Source organism: Acidovorax sp. FJL06 (assembly GCF_003852545.1).
In the GTDB taxonomy this organism is placed as follows: domain Bacteria; phylum Pseudomonadota; class Gammaproteobacteria; order Burkholderiales; family Burkholderiaceae_C; genus Acidovorax.
In genome coordinates this window covers 29656-51061 of record NZ_QAJR01000040.1, presented here as the reverse complement: position 1 = coordinate 51061, position 21406 = coordinate 29656, and the positions used below count along the sequence as shown (strand labels likewise).

Here is a 21406-nt window from a genome sequence, read left to right as displayed (position 1 = left end):
CACAGGAGTTCTTCATGAAACAACTACTTGCCTCCCTGGCGCTCACCCTGGCCGTTGTCCCCGTGTGGGCCGCCACCCAGACCGTCATGCTGGCCATTCCCGGCATGACCTGCTCCACCTGCCCGATCATCGTCAAAAAAGCGCTTTCCAAGATCGAAGGCGTTAGCGAAGTTGAGGTGACCTTTGAGACGCGCGACGCAGCTGTCACCTTCGATGACGCAAAGACCAGCGTGCAGAAGCTGACCAAGGCAACCGCAGAGGTGGGGTTTCCATCCAGTGTCAAGCGGTGAAGCATTGACAACTGCACTGCAGCGCATGTGATGCCGTTACCTGGCGCGCACAAGCAAAAAGGATCTGTCGCATGACCCATCTGACAATCACCGGCATGACCTGCGGTTCGTGTGCGGCACACGTCAAAAAAGCCTTGGAAGACGTGCCCGGCGTACAGTCGGCATTTGTCTCCCACCCCGAAGGCACTGCCCAACTTGTCACCCTGCCGGGCACATTGCCCGATGCTCTGACTGCCGCTGTGGCCAGACTGGGCTACAAAGCAATGCTCGCCGATGTCCCCCCCAAACACAACCACGCTGGATCGCTCGATCAGGTGCGTCAGTGGACAGGGGGCGCTGACAAGCGCCGTGGCAACGAGCGTCCGCTGCAAATAGCCGTGATCGGAAGTGGTGGAGCCGCTATGGCGGCAGCACTGAAGGCCGTCGAGCAAGGCGCGCACGTCACGCTGGTGGAGCGAGGCACCATCGGCGGAACTTGTGTGAACATTGGCTGTGTGCCGTCCAAAATCATGATCCGCGCCGCGCATATCGCGCATCTGCGCCGAGAAAGCCCGTTCGATGGGGGCATGTCACCCACACCGCCGACGATCCTGCGCGAGCGGTTGCTAGCGCAGCAGCAGGCACGTGTCGAAGAACTCCGCCATGCCAAGTACGAAGGCATCCTGGACGGCAACCCAGGCATCACGGTGTTGCACGGTGAAGCGCGTTTCAAGGACGATCGGAGCCTTGTCGTCCGTTTGAGCGAGGGGGACGAGCAGATCGTGGTGTTCGACCGCTGTTTGGTCGCGACAGGAGCCAGCCCGGCCCTACCGCCGATTCCGGGTTTGAAAGAGTCACCCTACTGGACTTCGACGGAGGCGCTCGCCAGTGCCACCGTTCCCGAACGGCTGGCTGTGATTGGCTCGTCGGTGGTGGCGCTGGAGCTGGCCCAGGCTTTTGCCCGGCTAGGCAGCAAAGTAGTGATTCTGGCGCGCAGCACCTTGTTTTTCCGGGAGGACCCGGCCATCGGAGAGGCCATGACTGCTGCTTTTCGTGCCGAAGGCATCGAGGTGCTGGAGCACAGGGAAGCCAGCCAGGTCGCGCATGTTGACGGTGAATTTGTGCTGACGACGGGGCACGGAGATATCCGCGCTGACAGGCTGCTGGTCGCAACGGGGCGGACACCGAACACGCACAGCCTCGCGCTGGACGCGGCGGGGGTCACAGTCAATGCGCAGGGGGGCATCGTCGTTGACAAGGGCATGCGCACCAGTGGCCGGAACATTTACGCGGCAGGCGATTGCACCGACCAGCCTCAATTCGTCTATGTGGCCGCAACCGCAGGCACGCGCGCGGCCATCAACATGACCGGTGGGGAAGCGGCACTCGACCTGACCGCGATGCCCGCCGTGGTGTTCACCGATCCACAAGTAGCAACCGTGGGCTACACCGAAGCAGGAGCGCGCAATGGCGGCATTGAGACCGACAGCCGGCTGTTGACGCTGGACAACGTGCCACGTGCGCTCGCCAACTTCGACACGCGTGGTTTTATCAAGCTGGTGACCGATACCACCGGGCACTTGATTGGCGTGCAGGCGGTCGCGCCGGAAGCTGGCGAACTGATCCAGACGGCGGCCCTGGCAATTCGGCACCGCATGACAGTGCAGGAGCTGGCCGACCAGTTGTTCCCCTATTTGACGATGGTCGAGGGACTCAAGCTCGCGGCGCAGACCTTCAGCAAGGACGTCAAGCAGCTTTCTTGCTGTGCAGGATGAGAAGCGGGCGAGATGATGAGAGTGCCCGCACAGTAGCTCAAATCGCTATTGATTGGCGCCGACTTGCCAAGCAACAGCCAACGCCGAGCGAACTTGGTGCAGGGACACTTTTCTGAGTGAAATTTCTCAGCATCCGAAACGCTTCACGGCGCGCCCAAAGCGGCGCCTGCCAGCATTACAGAAATATCATCGACCCATCATCTTCTGGTGTGTTGCTGTATTCCAAACTTCCCCTCGTCACGACGCGCACCGAGCCCATCGGACCGCGTGGGGCCGTCAGCCTGGCTGACGTTTCAATGACTCATGATGAGGGTTAAGACCATGTTCAAAAAGATCTTTGCACCCGCCGTTGTCGCGGCGCTGTCGATGGCTTGTGCAGTTGCTTTCGCAGCTTCCGCTGGCAACGAGGCACGCGACCAGGCATCGCCGGTCAAGATGCAGGTCGGGGAAGAAACGGCACGCTACTGGAGTCATCCGAGGCTGGGAATGGTCAAGGTGGACGCCGCTGGCCGCATGCTCACGGGTGACTCTGCCAAGGATGATGCTGCGCGATCTGCAGCTCCTTCCGGCAATCCCTCGACCCGCACACGTTGACGCACCCCGGCGAGGCGGTGCAACACCCGTAGCGTCCAGGGAAGGCGGCAAGGGAGCATTGCTGCGATCAAAGTTGAACGCCTGGACATACCGCCATTCATGTGACGCAAGTCAAGGATTGATGATGATCATGCTTGACATTGCCACCATGTAAACCCTTATCGTTCCCCCAAGGTCCATCACCATCTCGATGACCACTTCTTGGAGATCGCCATGAACCACGACCACACCACAGGGCATTCAGAAGCTGCCAACGCCAGCGGAGGCAGCCGCAAATTGATCGGCGCGGTGATCATGCTTGCGCTCATCGGGGCATTCTTCTTGCTCAGGGAGCATTGGTCGCACATCGCGGGCTACTGGCCGTATCTGCTATTGCTGGCTTGCCCGTTGATGCACCTCTTCCATGGGCACGGGGGGCACGGCTCTCACGAAGGCGATTCGAGCAAAAAGTAATCTTGCAGGCACACAACACATTTGCAGGGAGGCCATTCATGTCCAACGCGGAACCGCACGATCACACCCACCATGGCCATCAGCATCATGAGGGGGTCCACGGGGATACACCGCCGCCCATGACGAAACTGAAAGATCCAGTCTGCGGTATGGACGTGACGGAACAATCGCATCACTCGGCGGAGCATGAGGGGCGGCACTACTACTTCTGTAGCGCCAAGTGCCAAACGAAGTTTGTTGAGGACCCGGACAAGTACGCTGTCACGCCTCCCGGTACCGACAAGGTTGCGCGAGAGCCAGAAGCCACTCAGCCCGGCACCATCTACACCTGCCCCATGCACCCTGAGGTGCAGCAGGACCACCCCGGGAACTGCCCCAAATGCGGCATGACGCTGGAGCCCATGCTCCCCACGCTGGATGAGGGAGAAAACGCCGAACTCGTGGATTTCCGGCATCGCTTCTGGTGGACGTTGCCACTGACCGTGGTGGTCACTGTTCTGGCCATGGTGGGGCACAGGCTGCAGTGGTTCGAAATGGCCACGCAGAGCTGGATCGAACTGGTGCTGACGGTTCCCATCGTGCTGTGGGCTGGCTGGCCCTTCTTTGTGCGTGGCGCCCAGTCCATCGTGAACCGCAGTCCCAACATGTGGACGCTGATCAGCCTGGGCACCGGTGCCGCTTTCGCCTACAGCGTGGTCGCCACCGTTGCGCCTGGGGTATTTCCATCCTCATTCCAGGCCATGGGCCGCGTGGCGGTGTACTTCGAAGCAGCAGCCGTCATCATCTCGCTCACGCTGCTCGGCCAGATGCTGGAGCTCAAGGCACGCTCGCAGACCTCGGCCGCCATCAAATCGTTGCTGGGCCTGGCCCCCAAGACGGCGCGGCGTATCGACGCTAACGGTCAGGAGAGTGATGTTCCCTTGTCCCATGTCCATGTGGGAGACCTCTTGCGCGTGCGCCCCGGTGAGAAGGTGCCGGTGGATGGCGTGGTGGTCGAGGGGAGCAGCGCGGTGGACGAAGCCATGCTCACTGGCGAGCCGGTGCCCATCGTCAAGGGGCCTGGTGATGCAGTTATAGGTGCCACCCTCAATACCAACGGCGCTCTGGTGATCCGATCTGAGCGGGTGGGCTCCGCGACCATGTTGTCCCAGATCGTTCAGATGGTTGCGCAGGCACAGCGCTCGCGGGCTCCCATGCAGCGCATGGCGGACCAGGTGGCGGGCTATTTCGTGATGGCCGTGGTGGGTATCGCGTTGCTCACACTGTTCGCGTGGGGCCTGTTCGGTCCGGAGCCACGCTGGGTCTACGGCCTGGTCAATGCAGTTGCGGTGTTGATCATCGCGTGCCCTTGTGCGTTGGGATTGGCAACACCCATGTCGATCATGGTGGCTACCGGCCGGGGGGCGACCAGCGGGGTTCTGTTCAGGGACGCAGCAGCCATCGAGAACCTGCGCAAGGTGGATACGCTGATCGTGGACAAGACTGGCACGCTCACAGAGGGCAAGCCTTCCTTCGAGCGGGTTGTTGCCATGCCCGGTCTGTCCGAGGATGAGGTTCTGCGCCTGGCAGCCAGTCTGGATCAAGGCAGCGAGCATCCGCTGGCCGATGCCATTGTCCAAGCGGCCCGCGCCAAGGGGCTGGCCCTGGACAAGCCCGAGGACTTTGAGTCCGGGTCTGGCATCGGGGTGCGCGGACAGGTCGCTGGACGCCAGCTCGCCCTGGGCAACACAGTCCTCATGGAGCAGGTCGGGGTTTCTGCGAACCCGCTGCTTGCGCAGGCAGAGGCCTTGCGCGCCACAGGCGCCAGCGTGATGTACCTGGCGGCCGATGGCCAGCTTCAAGGCCTGCTTGCGGTCTCGGATGCCATCAAGGCCAGCACGCCGGAAGCGCTGGCGACCTTGCATGCGGCGGGGCTGCGCATTGTCATGGCCACGGGCGACGGCATGACCACCGCCAAGGCGGTGGGGGCAAAGCTGGGGATTGATGAGGTTCATGGCGAGGTCAAGCCTGCGGACAAGCTGGCCCTGGTGTCCCGGCTGCAGGCCGAAGGCCGTGTTGTTGCCATGGCGGGTGACGGGATCAATGACGCGCCCGCCCTTGCCAAGGCAGACGTGGGGATCGCGATGGGTACTGGCACCGATGTGGCGATGAACAGCGCACAGGTCACCTTGGTCAAGGGCGATCTGCGAGGGATTTCCACGGCGCGGGAACTGTCGGAGGCAACGGTGGGCAACATGAAACAGAACCTCATGTTCGCCTTCCTCTACAACGCGCTGGGCATACCGATTGCTGCAGGGCTGCTGTATCCCTTCACCGGCTGGCTGTTGTCGCCAATGATCGCGGCCTTGGCAATGAGCCTGAGTTCGGCGTCCGTGATCGCCAATGCCCTGCGACTTCGCAAGGGCTGAGATGGCTCGGCAGGCCCGGATTTGATCTAGGTTAAGTCCGTGGCCATCGCTGGGGATACCATTCGCACCATGATCTTCGCCAGAAGCACCGTATCGCGCCAAGGACGCTGGATAGCCAGCGTTCTGGTCGCGGCATTGCTTCTGATGCAGTTCGCGTTGGCCGCCTATGCCTGTCCCAAGTTGGACTCTGCAGCCCATGCGGCATCGATGCAAAAAGCGAGCATGGCCATGGAAGATGCCGTCGGCATGCCCTCCATGCCCGATTGCCACGCGATGGCGGGTACCATGGATGAGCAAGATCCTCAGCTGTGTCGAGCCCATTGTGATGGCGAAAGTTTGTCCTCCCCCTCGCTCCAAGGTCTCGATCTGCAGGCGCTCGCGGCGCACGCCATCTGGGTCGCCTATGTGCTGCCTGTGATCCTGGACTCCGAGCGCCACATTGACCCTCGGGCTGTCTACGCGGAGCTGGACAGTCGAGCGGGCGCTCCCCCCATCTATCTAACCCATCAGGTCTTTCGGAATTGATCGTGCACGCCTTGCGCGCTGCCTTGCAGCGTTTGCGCAAGTCTGACTTCGTGCCCCTTCATTTCGAGGACCACCATGCCCATCATCTCCTTCGGCGCTCCCTGCGAGCGCCTGTCTGCGCACCAGCGCATTCACCCCATCTCGCAGCGCATACAGGTGCGCAACCTCCGCCAACTGCGCCTGGGCGCTCTCGGGGTCCTGTTGACCAGCATCGGCTTGGCTGGCAACCAGGCCCACGCCCTGGGCTTTGCAGAGGCCTTGGATCTGGCGGAGCAGCACAGCCCTCGCATCACGGCCCAGCGGCTGCAGATTGACGCAGCCACCAGCACCCGGCAGGCGGCGGGAACGCTGCCGGATCCCAAGCTCTCGGTCGGTATCGAGAACTTTCCCATCAGCGGCATGGACCGCTTCAGCCTCACGCGTGAGTCCATGACCATGCAGCGCCTGGCGCTGATGCAGGAGGTGCCCAACCGGGCCAAGCGCGATGCCCAGATCGCCGGTGCCGAGGCCAAGGTGGAACGCGAACGCGCCACCCTGGCGGTCCAGCGCCTGCAGATCCGCCAGGAACTGAGTCAAGCGTGGATCCTGGCCCAGGCTATCGAGCAACGTGACCAGGTACTCACCGGTCTACTGAGTGAGAACCAGCGCCTGCAGGACAGCCTGCCCGCCCGCATCGCCGGAGGCACGGCCCAGGCCGCAGACCTGCTGATGGCCAGGCAGGAGGCGCTTGCGCTGTCGGATCGCAGGGACGATCTGCAGCGGGACCGGTCCAAGGCCAGGGCGATGTTGCGGCGCTGGGTTGGCGCTCGCGCCGACGAGGCGCTACAGGGAACTCCTGGGCCGCTGAGCCGCCCCTTGGATCAACTGCGGTCTGAGGTACACCGCCACGCGGAACTTGCGCAGTACCCCGCCATGCAGGCCATGGCCTTGGCGGAAACGCGCGAAGCCCAAGCAGAAACCAAGGGTGATTGGTCCTGGGAAGTCGCCTACAGCCGCCGCGACCGACGCTGGGGCGACATGGTGTCCTTCCAGGTGACCTTTGACCTTCCCTGGCAACAGGAGCGGCGCCAGGGACCCCAGATCAAGGCCAAGCAGCTGGAGCTGCAGCGCCTGGACGCCGAGCAGGAAGACGTGACCCGCAGGCACCTGCAGGAGCTGGAGGACAGCGCCTCAGAGCTGGCGGCACTGAACAGTCAGATCGAGCGGCTGCAATCGGCGGGCATGGGCTTGGCACAGGGGCGTGCCGAACTCGCGTTGGCCAATTACCAGTCTGCCAAAGGCGACTTGAGCGCCGTGCTGGCGGCCAGGGCCCAAGTGCGGGAGACGCACTGGCGGCTCATTGATCTGCAGGCGCAGCGGGACACCGTGATTGCCCGTCTGAACAGCCTGATCGCGGACTGAAGGGAGAACCACATGACCAATACCGTTTTCAAGAAGACCACTGTGGCCGTGGCACTGGTGGCTGCTGGCATTGCCCTCGGTTGGGGCGTCTCCCAATGGCGCATTGCGAGCAGTCATCCATCTGGCGCTACCCCTCCATCGGCAGAAGCGGCGAAGGCCGACCGCAAGGTGCTGTACTGGTACGACCCCATGGTGCCAACGCAGAAGTTCGACAAGCCAGGCAAGTCGCCCTACATGGACATGGCGCTGGTTCCCAAGTACGCCGATGAGGACGCACAACAAAGCACCGGTTTGAATGTCTCGGCACAAGCGGTGCAAGCCCTCGGCCTGCGCACCGCCACGGTGGAGCAGCGCGACATTGGATCCGATGTGGACGTGCTGGGCACGGTCCAGCTCAATGACCGGGATGTGAGTATCGTCCAGGCGCGTTCTGCAGGATTTGTGGAGCGTGTCTATGCCCGGGCCCCGGGTGACGTGGTGGCCGCAGGCGCGCCATTGGCCGATTTACTGCTGCCTGAGTGGGTGGCTGCGCAGCGCGAGTTCCTCGCTGTCCGGGCGCTCAAGGAAGAGTCGCTGACGGCCGCTTCGCGTCATCGGTTGTCACTGCTGGGCATGCCTGCCTCGCTCGTGGCCCAGGTGGAGCGCACGGGCGAACCTCAGGGCCGCTACACGGTGACCTTCCCACAAGCAGGGATGGTGGCCGAACTGATGGTGCGCCAGGGCATGACGGTCTCTGCGGGTGCCAGTCTCGTACGCGTAAACGGTCTGGCCAGCGTCTGGATCGAAGCGGCCGTTCCCGAAGCGCAAAGCGGTCCCTTGCAACTGGGGCAGGACGCCCAGGTGCGCCTGGCCGCGTTTCCGGGCGAAACCCTCAAAGCCCGTGTCGTGAGCATCCTCCCGGAGGCCAACCGGGACACCCGCACGGTGCGCGTGCGCCTGGAGCTTCCCAACCCCACCCAGCGGCTGAAGGCGGGCATGTCCGGGCAGATTGTCCTGGCGGGACGCACCCAACCGGCGTTGCTGGTGCCCAGCGAAGCGGTGATCCGCACCGGCAAGCGGGCGCTGGTCTACGTGGTGGATGGCCCCGGCAAGTACCACCCCGTCCAGGTACAACTTGGCGCGGAAATCGATGACCGACTCGTCATTCAAAGCGGACTCACCGCAGGGCAGCAGGTGGTCGCCTCGGCGCAGTTCCTGATCGACTCGGAAGCCAGCCTGCGAGGCATCATGCCCGCTCAACCTCCCGGCAGCAGCGCACAACCCATCGCTGAACAGGGTTCCTCGGCCTCTGCGGCTCCGGCGTCCAAGAGCTTTACGGTGCGAGGGGTGGTCGATGAGGTCACGCCAACCGAGCTGACCCTTACCCACGAGGCCGTGCCTGAACTGAAGTGGCCCGGCATGACCATGCCATTCAAGCTGGCAAACCCAGAGCTGGCCAAGGCCCTGAAACCGGAGCAGCAGGTCAAGTTCACCTTCCAGCAGCAAGGCAAGGACTTCGTGATCACTGCCGTGGAAAGGATCAAGCCATGATCGCACGTCTGATCCGCTGGTCGGTGGCGAACCGACTCCTGGTTCTGCTGGCGACCGTGATGCTCACGGCCTGGGGCGTGTGGGGAGTGCGCAGCACCCCCGTGGACGCTCTCCCTGATTTGTCGGATGTCCAGGTCATCATCCGTACCTCCTATCCCGGCCAGGCGCCGCAGATCGTGGAAAACCAGGTGACGTACCCGCTGGCCACCACCATGCTGTCCGTCCCGGGCGCCAAGACAGTGCGCGGCTTCTCGTTCTTTGGCGACTCGTTTGTCTACATCCTGTTCGAGGACGGCACGGACTTGTACTGGGCGCGTTCCCGCGTGCTGGAGTACATGAACCAGGTGCAGGGACGACTACCCGCCACGGCCAAATCGTCGCTCGGCCCCGACGCCACGGGGGTCGGCTGGATCTACCAATATGCGCTGGTGGACCGCACCGGCAAGAACGATCTCGCCCAGTTGCGGGCCCTGCAGGACTGGTTTCTGAAGTTCGAACTCAAGAGCCTGCCCAATGTCGCGGAAGTGGCGTCGGTGGGCGGCATGGTCAAGCAGTACCAGGTAGTGCTTGATCCAATCAAACTCGCAGCCCAAGGGCTGACCCAGGGGCAGGTGCGCGAGGCCATCCTGGGAGCCAACCAGGAAACCGGGGGATCGGTGCTGGAGTTGTCCGGGGCCGAGTACATGGTGCGCGCCAGCGGCTACCTCAAGACGCTCGATGACTTTCGTTCCATCCCGCTGGTGTCTCGCGCCGGGATTCCGGTGCGCCTGGGCGATGTTGCAACGCTCCAGATCGGGCCAGAGATGCGGCGCGGCATCGCCGAACTCGACGGCGAGGGCGAGGTGGCCGGTGGCGTGGTGGTCCTGCGCTCGGGCAAGAATGCCCAGGAAACCATCCAAGCCGTCAAGGCCAAGCTCAGCGAGCTGCAAAGCAGCCTGCCCCAGGGCGTGGAGATCGTCACAACCTACGACCGCAGTGCGCTCATTGAGCGGGCGATCCAGAACCTCACCACCAAACTCGTGGAGGAGTTCATCGTGGTGGCTGTGGTCTGTGTCTTGTTCCTCTGGCACCTGCGCTCGGCACTGGTCGCCATCATTTCTCTGCCTCTGGGGATCATGGCGGCGTTTCTGGTGATGCGCTACCAGGGCATCAACGCCAACATCATGTCTCTGGGTGGCATTGCGATCGCAGTGGGCGCCATGGTTGATGCGGCCGTGGTGATGATCGAGAACGCCCACAAGAAGCTGGAGGCCTGGCAGCACAAGCATCCCGACCGCCAACTGGTGGGGGAAGAGCGCTGGAAGGTAATCACCGAAGCCGCCGAGGAGGTAGGCCCCGCGCTGTTCTTCTCGCTGCTCATCATCACCTTGTCCTTCGTGCCCGTCTTTACGCTGGAAGCACAGGAAGGCCGCCTGTTTGGACCGCTGGCGTTCACTAAGACCTACGCGATGGCCGCAGCTGCGGCCCTCTCGGTCACGCTGATCCCGGTCCTGATGGGCTACTGGATCCGGGGCCGCATCCCAGATGAGCAAAAGAACCCGATCACGCGCGCGCTGATCGCCGTGTACCGGCCTTGCCTGGAGTGGGTTCTGCACCGCCCAAAATCTACCCTGGTCATCGCCGTGCTAGCGCTGACGACCACGATCTGGCCCCTCTCGCGGCTGGGGGGCGAGTTCCTGCCCAGGCTCGATGAAGGCGATCTGCTGTACATGCCTTCGGCGCTCCCGGGCCTGTCGGCACAGCGGGCGACGGAGCTTCTGCAACTGAGCAACCGGATGATCAAGACGGTTCCCGAGGTCGAGCGCGTCTTCGGCAAGGCTGGCCGCGCGGAGACCGCAACCGATCCGGCACCGCTGGAAATGTTCGAGACCACGGTGAAGCTCAAGCCCAGAGACCAATGGCGTCCAGGAATGACGCCCGAGGGTCTGATCGAGGAGCTGGACAAGGCCGTCAAGATTCCTGGCCTGTCCAACATCTGGATTCCACCCATCCGCAACCGGATTGACATGCTGGCCACCGGCATCAAGAGTCCCATCGGGGTCAAGGTGACCGGCAACGACCTGAAGGTGATCGACGGGATCGCTGCCCAAGTCGAGCAGGTCGCCAAGGGCATTCCGGGAGTGACTTCGTCGTTGGCAGAGCGCCTGACGGGGGGGCGCTACGTCGATGTCCGCATCGACCGCACGGCCGCAGGGCGCTACGGGCTGAACGTAAGCGAAATCCAGGCCGTGGTCTCCGGGGCCATCGGTGGAGAAAACGTCTCTGAAACGGTCGAGGGCCTGGCCCGCTTCCCAATCAACCTGCGCTATCCGCGTGAATGGAGAGACTCCCCAGAACGCCTGGCCCAGTTGCCCATCTCCACCCCCATGGGTCAGCAGATCACGCTGGGTACGGTGGCCAGCATCTCCATCACCGATGGGCCGCCCATGCTCAAGAGCGAGAACGCCCGCCCATCGGGCTGGGTGTATGTCGATGTGCGGGGGCGCGATCTGGCATCGGTGGCCAATGACCTGCGCGATGCCGTGAGCCGACAGATCAAGCTGGAGCCCGGGGTCAGCATCACGTACTCAGGCCAGTTCGAGTACCTGGAGCGGGCCAATGCCCGCCTTAAGGTAGTCGTGCCCGCCACCTTGCTGATCATCTTCGTGTTGTTGTACTTGACCTTCTCACGCATGGGGGAGGCAGGACTGATCATGGCGACACTGCCGTTCGCATTGACCGGGGGTATCTGGTTCCTGTACCTGATGAACTACAACTTGTCCATCGCAACGGGCGTTGGCTTCATTGCCCTGGCAGGGGTGGCAGCAGAGTTTGGGGTGGTCATGCTCATCTACCTCAAGCAGGCACTCGCAGAGAGATGTCCAGACGGCAAGCAGCCCACGCTGGAAGATCTGCTGGACGCGATCCGCGAAGGTGCCGTGCTGCGCGTCCGGCCCAAGGCCATGACCGTAGCCGTCATCCTGGCGGGCCTGGTACCCATCGTGTGGAGCAGCGGGACAGGCTCGGAGGTCATGAGCCGCATCGCGGCTCCCATGCTGGGCGGTATGGTGACCGCACCGCTGCTTTCTTTGTTCGTGATTCCTGCAGCCTATGTGCTGATGCGAAAGCCAAGGAGAGTGAAAACAGAGGCATCTGGAGGCTGAACGCTGCGTTGCGCAAGCTGGTGCTAGCGATAAACCAGTTGTTTCTCACTCCCAATCGCGCACGCTTGCATGCTATTTTGCGCACGGTGCAAGCGTCAGGCGTGCAAAATCTGCGGACTGACCGCCCGGAAAGAACAACAGTGGAAATTCGTAAGCGCAACAACGTGCATGTGATCGATGCAATTCGCCCGGACGTCCCCGTGCTCGTCTATGCGCACGGCTTTGGGTGTAGCCAGCATATGTGGCGACACATCACTCCGGCCTTTGAAGGTAAGTGCCACCAGGTCTTGTTCGACTACGTCGGCTGCGGCCAATCAGACTTGGCCGCCTTTGACCCCGTGAAGTACGCAAGTCTGAAAGGCTACGTGCAAGATCTGCTGGATGTATGCGACGCATTGGGCATCGAGCGCGGAGTGCATTTTGTTGGACATTCGGTCAGCGCCAGCATCGGCCTGCTGGCCTCCATCGAGCGACCTATGCTTTTTGATCGCCTGATTCTGGTCGGCCCGTCGCCTTGCTACATCAATCACGCTCCGGACTACCTTGGAGGGTTCGAGCGCCAGGATTTGGAGGGCCTATTGGACCTCATGGACCAGAACTTCATGGGCTGGTCCAGCTACCTCGCACCCATTGTGGCGGGAGCGCCGCAGGCAGACAGTCTGGGCGGAGAGCTGTCCGAGAGTTTCTGCTCAACCGATCCTACGATGGCTCGTATCTTTGCGCAGGCAACCTTCTTTGCGGATACCAGAGAGGAGCTGTCACGCGTGACCCGGCCGAGTCTGATCTTGCAGCATGGCAACGATGCGTTGGCGCCCCATTCGGTGGGGGAATACATGCACAAGAAGCTCAGGGACAGCACGCTGGAAGTGCTGGACGTGACCGGACACTGCGCCCACATGAGTCATCCGCACTTGGTGACGGCCGCCATGCAGCGATATCTCTCCTTAGCGTGAGCGAAACCGAGAGGGCGGAACATGCTGGCGGTTGATGACATCCCTTGCGCGATGATGATCACGGACCCGGTGGGGCACATCGTGCGGATGAACAGGGAGTTCCTTGTCCTGATCGGGGGCACGGAGGCGTTTTGGCTCGGCCACTCCATGGATGAACTGTTGACACCAGCTTCTCGAATTTTCAGCCAGACCCACCTGTTTCCCACGCTGCATCACGCCAAGAGTGCGCGCGAAGTATTCCTCCACCTGCGCGGTGTTGGCGGCGAGACTGTTCCTGTCATGGTCAATGCGGTCAGCAAGCGCCTGGAGACGGGCGACCACATCGTATGGGCCTTTTTTGTGGCCCGCGAACGCAGCCGTTTCGAAGGCGAGTTGATCAAGGCCCGTGCAGAGGCCCAGGGTCTTGCCCAGCGCTTGGCCGCCAGCAATGAACAGGTTGAATTGCAGAATCGCCAGCTTTCGGAACTGAGTCTCTCTGATCCGCTTACAGGTCTTAAAAACCGCCGTGCGCTGGAATTGACCGTGCAAGAGTGGCAACGGACGGCCTCTCGACAGAGTTCCGTGTCGTTGTTGATGGTGGACGTGGACTACTTCAAACGGATCAACGATGCGCATGGCCATCCCGAGGGCGACCGGGTGCTGGTGAACTTTGCTCGCCAGTTACAGGCAGGCGCCCGTGGTTCGGACCTGGTGGCGCGATACGGCGGGGAAGAATTCGTCCTCTGGTTACCTGATGCGGACGCAGAAGCCGCTGCCCGAATCGCGGAGCGGGTGCACAAATGCGCCAGACGGGTTCGCTCATTGGCGGGGCCAGTAACGGTCAGTGTCGGGCTGGCATGTGCAGTACACCAAACCGGAGCGGATTTCCTCGCCCGGCTGCTAAAACGCTCTGATGAAGCTGTTTACAGGGCAAAGGCGCTCGGGCGCAACTGCACAGTGGTTAGTGACTGAGTCACCCAGCCTCGCGCAGCTCACCAGCGTTTGGAATAGTGATAGCTTCCCCCGCAAAGAACGTTCGCGGTGAGACTACTTGGATGGCATGGCTGCTTGGCGGTCCACCATCATTTGCATCATCTGCTCCATCATGGCCATACGGCGCTCCATTTGAGCGTGCATGCCCATCATGCCTCCCATACCCGAGTTTCCGGAGGCTGCAGGCATGGCAGGTTTGGTCTGCGCCCCTTGCTGCATCATTCCCATCCCCATGCCACCAGAACTACCCGCGCCCATCGTGGCCATGCCTGACTGCATGAGCTTCATGTGCTCCTCCATCAGCGCTGAGCGTTCGGCGGGAGTCTTGGCCGCCTGCATTTTTTTGTGCATTTCCTGCATCGCCTTCATCTGACGATCAAAGGCGTCCGGTGCAGACGCGGCAGTGGCTGCCGGGGCAGACTGGGTTGTGACGCCGCCGCTCTGTGCATCTCCGGGGTGGTGGCCTGCGTGTTCGTCCTCAGGTTTTGGCGATTGCGCGACGGCACAGCCTGCCACGAATAGGGTTGTCAACAGCCCAGCGACGATGTTCAGACGCATGATGGTCTCCTTGGTAGTTCAACTGCAGCATGACGACGTCTGCCTTGCACCGTCTTGATCCACGTCAACAGGGGCTACGGGCCGAGACGCACAGCAGCAGCCACCGGTTGTTCGGCGAGATGCAGGACTCACCGCCGCGTCTGCTTTATATCCAGCACGCTCAATCGCTGAGCGGACAAGCTCCACGGTGCTTTCTCCGGCTTGCGCCGGGATGCGTACCTGACGTGTAGCTACGTCGATTTCTACTTCGACGCCCCCAGGCAGTTGGGCCTGAGCTATTGCACGACCAATGCGCTGGGCGCAAGTGCCGCACGTCATATCAGGAACATTGATATGGACCATGTGAGCCTCCTTTGGTTGATTCACGTTTTGACTATGAACCTTGCCACGGTGGGAAGGTCAAGGCCTCACGGAATTCAATCGGCATATAAGCTCGGAAAGCAGCAAACGAGCCCATTGCTGGTGGTGTCTCTACGAGTTAGAACGCTCGCGCCTTGGGTGAACGACCGTCGAAAATCTCCATCTCAGCCGAGGGGAAGGACACCTTTGGCGCCTTGCGCATTCCCGCCGCGTGCCTAGCGCGCAGGCGCCACCATAGCGGTGGCAATTGCCAAATGCTGGGCTGGCCCTGTACCTGCCTGAGAGAGAAAGCCCTCGGCGAACGAGAAGTTTTTAGCAGATCGAACCACATGCGCTTGGAATGCAAGCGACTCGTTGACAAGTGCAAGGGACAAAAATTTGACCGACAACTCCAGAGTGACGACGACCTTGGAATCGTAGTGACCCAAACCGGCAAGCACGAAGGCTGCATCAAAACCTGCGGCGATAACACCGCCATTGATTGCGGAGGTTCCTCCACCTCCCTGAAGGCCAGATTCGATTTTGGTGAAATTGATGATCGCCAAGCCTGGCTCTTTGAACGCCCCCCTAAACCCAAACCAAGCAATTTCTTTCCTGGCGTTGAATTGAGCCAATTGCTCTTCGCGCTGAGTGGAGACTAGGCGAAACGGGATGGTCGGACTATGCATGGGAAAGCAATGGTGCGTTTACCGTCCAAATGTACATTGAGGGCTCGTCCAAATGTACATTCAGGATGCGTCCAACCTTGCATCCAAGACACTTGCGGCAGGGGATTTCTCGAATGAAGGTTCGATAGTTAGGGCAACGCTGATTAAGGTCCACCGTTGATGGGGGTCAAACGTTATCCGCAGATGAAGCAGCAGACCCTGGCAATGGCCGCAGATCAAGACAACGGATTCGAGCATTCGCGCAAACCCACCCGACGCGAAGATTTCTTGCGGACCATGCAGACAATAGTGCCATGGGCCGCTCTGTGTCAGGTGATAGAGCCGCACTACCCCAAGGCAGGCAATGGCCGCCCGCCCATTGGCCTGGAGCGGATGCTGCGCATCCATTTCCTGCAACACTGGTTCAACCTGGCCGATCTGGCGTGCGAGCAGGCCCTGTATGACAGCGCCAGTCTGCGCCGCTTTGTGGGCATTGACCTGGGTCGCGAACGCGTGCCCGATGCCACCACGCTGCTGAAGTTGCGCAAACTGCTCCATGAGCACAAACTGGGCGAAGCCTTGTTCGCCAAGGTAGGCCAGCAATTGCAGGAGCGGGGCTTCAAGGTCAATACCGGAACCATCGTGGATGCCACCATCATCGCAGCGCCCAGTTCTACCAAGAACGCCGACAAGGCGCGTGACCCCGACATGCATCAGACTCGCAAAGGCCAGCAATGGTATTTCGGCATGAAGCTGCACATTGGCGTGGACAGTCAAAGCGGGCTGGCGCACAGCGCTGTGGTGACGGCGGCCAACGTGCACGACAAACATCCGCTGCCCGATCTGCTGCATGGCAACGAACAGCGCGTGTACGGCGACTCGGCCTACGCCGGCCAGAAAACACTGATAGCGAGCAAAGCCCCCAGGGCCAAGGACTTCACCAACCAGCGCACCCGCCGTGCGGGCGAGGTGGACGAAGTTCAGCGGGCCAAGAACCGCAACAAGTCACGGGTGCGCGCTCGGGTCGAGCATGTCTTTGCGGTGGTAAAGCGCCTGTGGGGATTCACCAAGGTGCGCTATCGCGGGCTGCAAAAGAACGCCACGCGTGCGTTCACGGCCTTGGCGCTGGCCAACATCTACCTTGCCCGAGGGCGCCTGCAGGGACATGTGCCCGTAAGGGTCCGAAGGGGGCTCAAAGGCTCCCGAAACAGGCCCTGTGGGGCAAAGCACAGTATCTTTGCGGGCCATTTGGCATTCAAATGGCTTTGCGATGGATATGACGTTACTTGTTCAGCATTGCCTTAAGCTGGCTTGAAAGCGCAAGCCATGTGAGGAGCTAATAGATTGGTGTTCTCTATCTCCATCCAAAAATATGGCCCACTACTCCGAACGACCGATGAGAGATCGTCAGCGGACTTCCATAGCGGCAGGACGAGTGACGGCAACCGCTGCAAAACAGATCTCCAGCGTGCGAGCGCCGCCACTCTCAGGCCCGCGCCACCGGCACATCCTCCCACCGCGTCGTGTACTGCGGCGTTCGCCTCTCCTGCTTCATCCCCCAGCCCTTGCCCTTGTTGGTGCCCCCCGTGGCACCTGAATGCACGGTGCCCTTGCCATAGCGCTGGTTGAGCGCATCCAAAGCCACCATCAGCTGGGTGCGGTCCCGGTGGTCTTCATCCTCCAGATCCAGCTCTCCCTGCAGCGCATTGCCCGGCACCAGGTCCAGCAGCATCACCCCTGCCTTGGCCATCTTGTACCCAGGCTCGTACATGCGGCGCATGCCAGCTACAGCCGCCCACACCAGCTTTCCCGTGTCAGCCGTAGGCCGGCGCAGTGGCACCACGATGCTGCGGTTGAATCGGGGTCCGGGTCGGAAAGGTGAGGTGTGGCAGAACACCAGCAGCTGGCTTGCCAGGCTCCCTTGCTTGCGCAACTTCTCGGCCGCACGGCTGGCGAACTCGCTCACGGCCTCCACCAGCGGCGGCAGCTCGGTCACCGCCTGGCCGAATGATCGGGTGCAGGCAATCTCTCTTTTGGGCTCAGGCGCGTCATCCAGATCTATGCACTGCATGCCCTGCAGCTCACGCACCGTGCGCTCCAGCACCACGCTCCAGCGCCTGCGCACCATGGCTGGGTCCAGCCGGGCCAGGTCCAGGACCGTATGCACCCCACACTGATGCAGCTGCGCGCCGATCTTGCGGCCCACACCCCAGACTTCTTCCACCAGCGTGCTGGCCAACAGGTCATCAAGGTCTTGAGCCGGCAATGTGGTTAGGTTGCACACTTGGGCCAGCTCGGCCGGGTAGCTCCCCGGTTTGCGCTCGGCCGTCTTGGCGATGTGGTTGGCCAGCTTCGCCAGCGTCTTGGTGTGACCAATGCCGATGCCGCAAGGAATGCCCGCCCATTGGTGGATGCGGGCGCGGATGGCGTGGCTGCGGGTGGTCAGGTCGCCGCGCATGCCCTGCAGGCCGATGAACGACTCATCGATGCTGTAGATCTCCTGCGAGGGCCCCAGGCCCGCCGCCAGGCTCATCATCCGATTGCTCATGTCGCCGTATAGCGTGAAGTTGGCACTCAAGGCCACCAGGCCGTGGGTCTCTTCCATGTGCCGAATCTGGAACCACGGCGCCCCCATCTTGATGCCCAGGGCCTTGGCTTCATTGCTGCGGGCGATGGCGCAGCCATCGTTGTTGCTCAGCACCACCACCGGGCGGCCGTTCAGGCTGGGGCGGAAAACCCGCTCACAGCTCACGTAAAAATTGTTGCCATCCACCAGCGCATACATGCTGGCCTCCGTCCATCAGATCAGGTGAGAAACAGCTTCACGCACCCGCTCACCACGCCCCACACCTCAATGGTCTGACTTTCTCGGGGAATGATGTCGGGATAGGTAGGGTTGGCCGCCCGCAGCTTGATCCGGCCGGCGCGCTGGTGCAGATACTTCACGGTGCATTCGCCGTCCACAATGGCCACGACGATGCTGTTGTGCTTGGGCTTGATCGCCCGGTCCACGGCGATGATGCTGCCGTCCTCGATGCCAGCGTCCCGCATCGAGTCGCCCCGCACGCGCCAGAAATAGGTGGCCTGGGGGTGCTTCACCAGCAACTGCATGATGTCCAGCCGCTCCACCACGAAGTCGTCCGCTGGCGATGGAAACCCCGCGCGCACGCTCACCCCGCACAGGGGCAAGGCCAGCGACTGCGCCGCCGTGTGGTACGGCACCGGTAGCGAGGAATTCCAAAGACTGTACATATTTACAGTATAGCTCCCTGCTGCCAGAATGATGCCATGTGTACCTACTACGAGGTCCCGGGCCGTGAGCAGCTGGTGCTGCACTTCGGTGACGTTCCCGAGGAAGAGTGGCGCGACAAGATGAGCCCGCTGTACCGTGGGCCGTTCCTGCGGGCCAAGGGCGAAGCTGGACGAGAACTGGTGGTAGGCCAGTGGGGCATGATCCCGCCGCACTCCAAGACGCACATCCCTACCGGCACGGACGGCAAGCGCCTGAGCACCGTCAACGCCCGGCGCGAGGGCATGGCCAAGTCATGGACCTACGGCGGCCCCTGGCGCAAGGGGCAGCGCTGCATCATCCCGGCGCAGCTGTATGTCGAACCCTACTGGGGCACAGGCAAGCACATCCCATGGCAGTTCGAGCGGGCCGACGGCGAGCCCTGGGGCTTGGCGGGCCTGTGGAGCGAATGGACCGACCCGGCCACGGGCGAGGTGCTGCCCAGCTACACCATGATCACGCAGAACTGCGACGACGTGCCGGTTCTCAACCTGATGCACCGGCCTGACCCCAAGCGCGCGCCCGACATGCAGGACAAGCGTACCGTGGTGCCGCTGGAAAAGGGGGACTGGGATACTTGGCTGCGAGGCACTATCGAGCAGGCAGAGGCGCTGATCAAAGTGCCGCCACTGGAGCTGTTTGTGCACCGGGCGAAAGATCCGGCACAGCAGGTAGAGTTACCTGTCGAATCAGTGTGATGCATGAAGAAGCCCTCACCCTTTGGCGAATTCAGCGCCATGGAACTTGGCATACCAACTGCTTGGGTTGAATTGATGCAGTTGCAAGACTTCCCATGGTGGTGGCACATCGCATTTGCGGGTGCTGGTGCCGTGGGGAGTGTTCACTGAACCGCAGGGGCGGGCAGGCAGATCGGGCTCCCTTTGGGGAGCCCTTTCTGTTTGTGCCCCCCACTCTGCAAGCAGCTGTAAATCCCTGCAGGATCTGAGCATTCGGGCCAGAAGCGAACCGTGAACGGTGCTCCAATCTGGCATCTTTTTTTTCCACTTGCTCGCCTCTTCTGTGAATCGTTTTTTCTCTTGTCCAGGCCGTGTGCGCCTGGCGGCTGTGCTGGCCCTGTCTCTTGCCGGCATTGCTCTCCCGAATCTTTCCTGGGCACGTTCTCAGCAGTTCGACAGTGCGGCGCTGCTCACGCCCGAACCCACCTCCTTTGCGCAATGCCCGCAGTTCTTTGCGAATGGAACTCCTCCGGCCATCACGCCCCGGCCACAGCTGCGCGAGCTTTGCTATGAAGCGTTTGCGATACTGCACTCCGGTACTACCAAGACACCGGTGTTCGTAGCCCAACGCTTGAACCGCAAGCTCATCGAGGATGCCGATGAGAAGCGTGCCAAGCGGTTCTTTGCGGATGCGCGCTTGCCCAGTGGCGAACGGGCGGAGCTGGAGGACTACAAGAACTCTGGCTACAGCCGTGGGCACATGGCACCTGCGGGAGATATGCCAACGCCAACGGCCATGGCCCAGAGCTTCAGTTTGGCGAATATGGTCCCCCAGAATGCTCAGCACAACGGTGGCGCCTGGAACAAGATTGAGCAGGACACGCGGCACTATGTAAAGCGGGCCAAGGGGGATGTGTTTGTGATCACAGGTCCCGTTTTCACCGAGAGCAGTCCGCGCGTTGGAGACAACGGCGTGCGCGTGCCGACCTATCTCTACAAGCTGGTGTACGACGCGACGACACAGCGGGCATGGGCGCATTGGCAGGCGAACCGTGAGCGTGAGGTAGCTGGGCCACCGATCAGCTATCAGGAACTGGTCAAACGCACGGGGATTGAGTTCTTAAACAAAGGTGGTCAGCAGCGCTAAGCCCAGGCGCGACTATGTAGTTTAACGCAGCCAGAAGCTCTCATGCCACAGATGACAGGCTGCGTCCACACATGTACACATGTCTTGAATCCGTGAGAAAACGTCATATCCTCGAGGGTCGCAATTCTTCGATATCGGCCCACGAAGGGGCAAGCTGCGCTCCATGAAAACCCCCGCTGCTTTCACTCCTGCTGATTTCGAGAGGTCCGTCCACAGCGTGTGCCCGAGTTCCACACCGAACTTTGATCGACGTGAGTGTCCAGACAGGTTAGTTGGCCGCATTTCACAGCTAACTGATCTGAGGGACTGGAGTTCGGTGGCACAGGCACTGCCGGAAAGGTGCAGCGAAGTCCAATGCATCCTGCTCGTCTTGGAGTCACCCCACATCGATGAATACGGGTCCAGGCAGCCGTACACGCCCTGGCCCGCAAATGGGGTGACGGGGCGCCACATCCGCAAACGAGCCGGATTGCTCGTGCCTCCGTGTTGGAATAAGAACGAGACCCAGCTTTACTTGATCAACGCCATCCCCCTATCAATGCTCGCTCGGTCAGGCCACTCGCCTTTACAGGAGCAAAGTGTTCCGTGAGGCATGGGACAGCGGAGCGAGGGCGTACTTTCAGGAACGGCTCAAGCTGATTTACCGCCAAGGGGATCTTGTCGTGAACGCGTGCACAGTCGGGAAACCTGGGCCCTCATTGAGAG

General features: G+C 61.7%; 19 protein-coding genes and 1 pseudogene. 15 read left to right on the top strand and 5 right to left on the bottom strand.

Annotation, left to right across the window (positions count from 1 at the left end; genetic code table 11):
• The first annotated feature begins 14 nt into the window (after positions 1-14).
• The 11 genes from merP (at position 15) to DBV10_RS19725 (ending at position 14002) form a co-directional block, all read left to right on the top strand.
• Positions 15-290: a mercury resistance system periplasmic binding protein MerP gene (gene merP, locus DBV10_RS19775; RefSeq protein ID WP_008905582.1), complete on the top strand. Its 276-nt coding sequence runs from the start codon at positions 15-17 to the stop codon at positions 288-290.
• Between the two features lie 71 nt (positions 291-361).
• Positions 362-2044: a mercury(II) reductase gene (merA, locus tag DBV10_RS19770; RefSeq protein WP_015012928.1), complete on the top strand. Its 1683-nt coding sequence runs from the start codon at positions 362-364 to the stop codon at positions 2042-2044.
• 321 nt (positions 2045-2365) lie between these two features.
• A complete protein-coding gene (locus DBV10_RS19765) occupies positions 2366-2638 on the top strand; it encodes a hypothetical protein (protein ID WP_015012929.1) in 273 nt (90 codons plus the stop codon).
• Between the two features lie 213 nt (positions 2639-2851).
• Entirely contained in the window at positions 2852-3091 is a 240-nt protein-coding gene (locus DBV10_RS19760; RefSeq protein ID WP_015012930.1) for a DUF2933 domain-containing protein, read from the top strand.
• Between the two features lie 119 nt (positions 3092-3210).
• Entirely contained in the window at positions 3211-5499 is a 2289-nt protein-coding gene (locus tag DBV10_RS19755; protein WP_108625376.1) for a heavy metal translocating P-type ATPase, read from the top strand.
• A 69-nt stretch (positions 5500-5568) separates the two neighbouring features.
• Positions 5569-6024 (top strand): hypothetical protein, encoded by a 456-nt coding sequence (locus tag DBV10_RS19750; RefSeq protein WP_060987635.1) that lies wholly within the window; start codon positions 5569-5571, stop codon positions 6022-6024.
• A 75-nt stretch (positions 6025-6099) separates the two neighbouring features.
• On the top strand, positions 6100-7425 hold the full coding sequence (locus DBV10_RS19745; protein WP_108625375.1) for a TolC family protein: 1326 nt from the start codon (positions 6100-6102) through the stop codon (positions 7423-7425).
• Between the two features lie 12 nt (positions 7426-7437).
• Complete coding sequence (locus DBV10_RS19740) at positions 7438-8955, top strand: efflux RND transporter periplasmic adaptor subunit (protein ID WP_056419591.1); 1518 nt, start codon at positions 7438-7440, stop codon at positions 8953-8955.
• Positions 8952-12098 carry an efflux RND transporter permease subunit gene (locus DBV10_RS19735; protein ID WP_108625374.1) on the top strand — a complete coding sequence of 1049 codons (3147 nt, stop codon included), beginning with the start codon at positions 8952-8954 and terminating at the stop codon, positions 12096-12098. Before DBV10_RS19740 ends, DBV10_RS19735 begins: the two co-directional genes overlap by 4 nt.
• Before the next feature lie 65 nt (positions 12099-12163).
• Entirely contained in the window at positions 12164-13051 is an 888-nt protein-coding gene (locus DBV10_RS19730) for an alpha/beta fold hydrolase (protein WP_233589994.1), read from the top strand.
• Positions 13052-13072: 21 nt separating this feature from the next.
• The gene (locus DBV10_RS19725) at positions 13073-14002 is read left to right on the top strand and encodes a sensor domain-containing diguanylate cyclase (protein ID WP_056419579.1); all 930 of its coding nucleotides are present in this window, start codon (positions 13073-13075) and stop codon (positions 14000-14002) included.
• A 75-nt stretch (positions 14003-14077) separates the two neighbouring features.
• Here the strand turns inward: DBV10_RS19725 and DBV10_RS19720 are convergent, their stop codons facing one another.
• The 3 genes from DBV10_RS19720 to DBV10_RS19710 form a co-directional block, all read right to left on the bottom strand.
• Positions 14078-14581 (bottom strand): hypothetical protein, encoded by a 504-nt coding sequence (locus DBV10_RS19720; RefSeq protein WP_015012969.1) that lies wholly within the window; start codon positions 14579-14581, stop codon positions 14078-14080.
• An 18-nt stretch (positions 14582-14599) separates the two neighbouring features.
• Entirely contained in the window at positions 14600-14923 is a 324-nt protein-coding gene (locus tag DBV10_RS23410) for a heavy-metal-associated domain-containing protein (protein WP_082493245.1), read from the bottom strand.
• Positions 14924-15156: 233 nt separating this feature from the next.
• Positions 15157-15609, bottom strand: coding sequence for a PaaI family thioesterase (locus DBV10_RS19710; protein ID WP_056419573.1), 453 nt, complete (start codon positions 15607-15609; stop codon positions 15157-15159).
• 183 nt (positions 15610-15792) lie between these two features.
• Between DBV10_RS19710 and DBV10_RS19705 the strand changes: the two are divergent.
• Positions 15793-16746, top strand: a pseudogene (locus DBV10_RS19705) (IS5 family transposase); the annotation flags it as partial.
• A gap of 328 nt (positions 16747-17074) precedes the next feature.
• On the opposite strand, the gene DBV10_RS19700 reads toward DBV10_RS19705, so the two are convergent.
• Positions 17075-18373: a Y-family DNA polymerase gene (locus DBV10_RS19700; protein WP_108625373.1), complete on the bottom strand. Its 1299-nt coding sequence runs from the start codon at positions 18371-18373 to the stop codon at positions 17075-17077.
• A gap of 20 nt (positions 18374-18393) precedes the next feature.
• Positions 18394-18840 carry a LexA family transcriptional regulator gene (locus tag DBV10_RS19695; RefSeq protein ID WP_124515294.1) on the bottom strand — a complete coding sequence of 149 codons (447 nt, stop codon included), beginning with the start codon at positions 18838-18840 and terminating at the stop codon, positions 18394-18396.
• Between the two features lie 36 nt (positions 18841-18876).
• On the opposite strand from DBV10_RS19695, the gene DBV10_RS19690 reads away from it, so the two are divergent.
• From DBV10_RS19690 to DBV10_RS19685, 3 genes are all read left to right on the top strand, one after another.
• Entirely contained in the window at positions 18877-19575 is a 699-nt protein-coding gene (locus DBV10_RS19690) for an SOS response-associated peptidase (protein ID WP_056419560.1), read from the top strand.
• 3 nt (positions 19576-19578) lie between these two features.
• Positions 19579-19725: a hypothetical protein gene (locus DBV10_RS22800; RefSeq protein WP_156371538.1), complete on the top strand. Its 147-nt coding sequence runs from the start codon at positions 19579-19581 to the stop codon at positions 19723-19725.
• 295 nt (positions 19726-20020) lie between these two features.
• Complete coding sequence (locus tag DBV10_RS19685) at positions 20021-20701, top strand: DNA/RNA non-specific endonuclease (RefSeq protein ID WP_233247328.1); 681 nt, start codon at positions 20021-20023, stop codon at positions 20699-20701.
• The last annotated feature ends 705 nt before the right edge of the window (positions 20702-21406 follow it).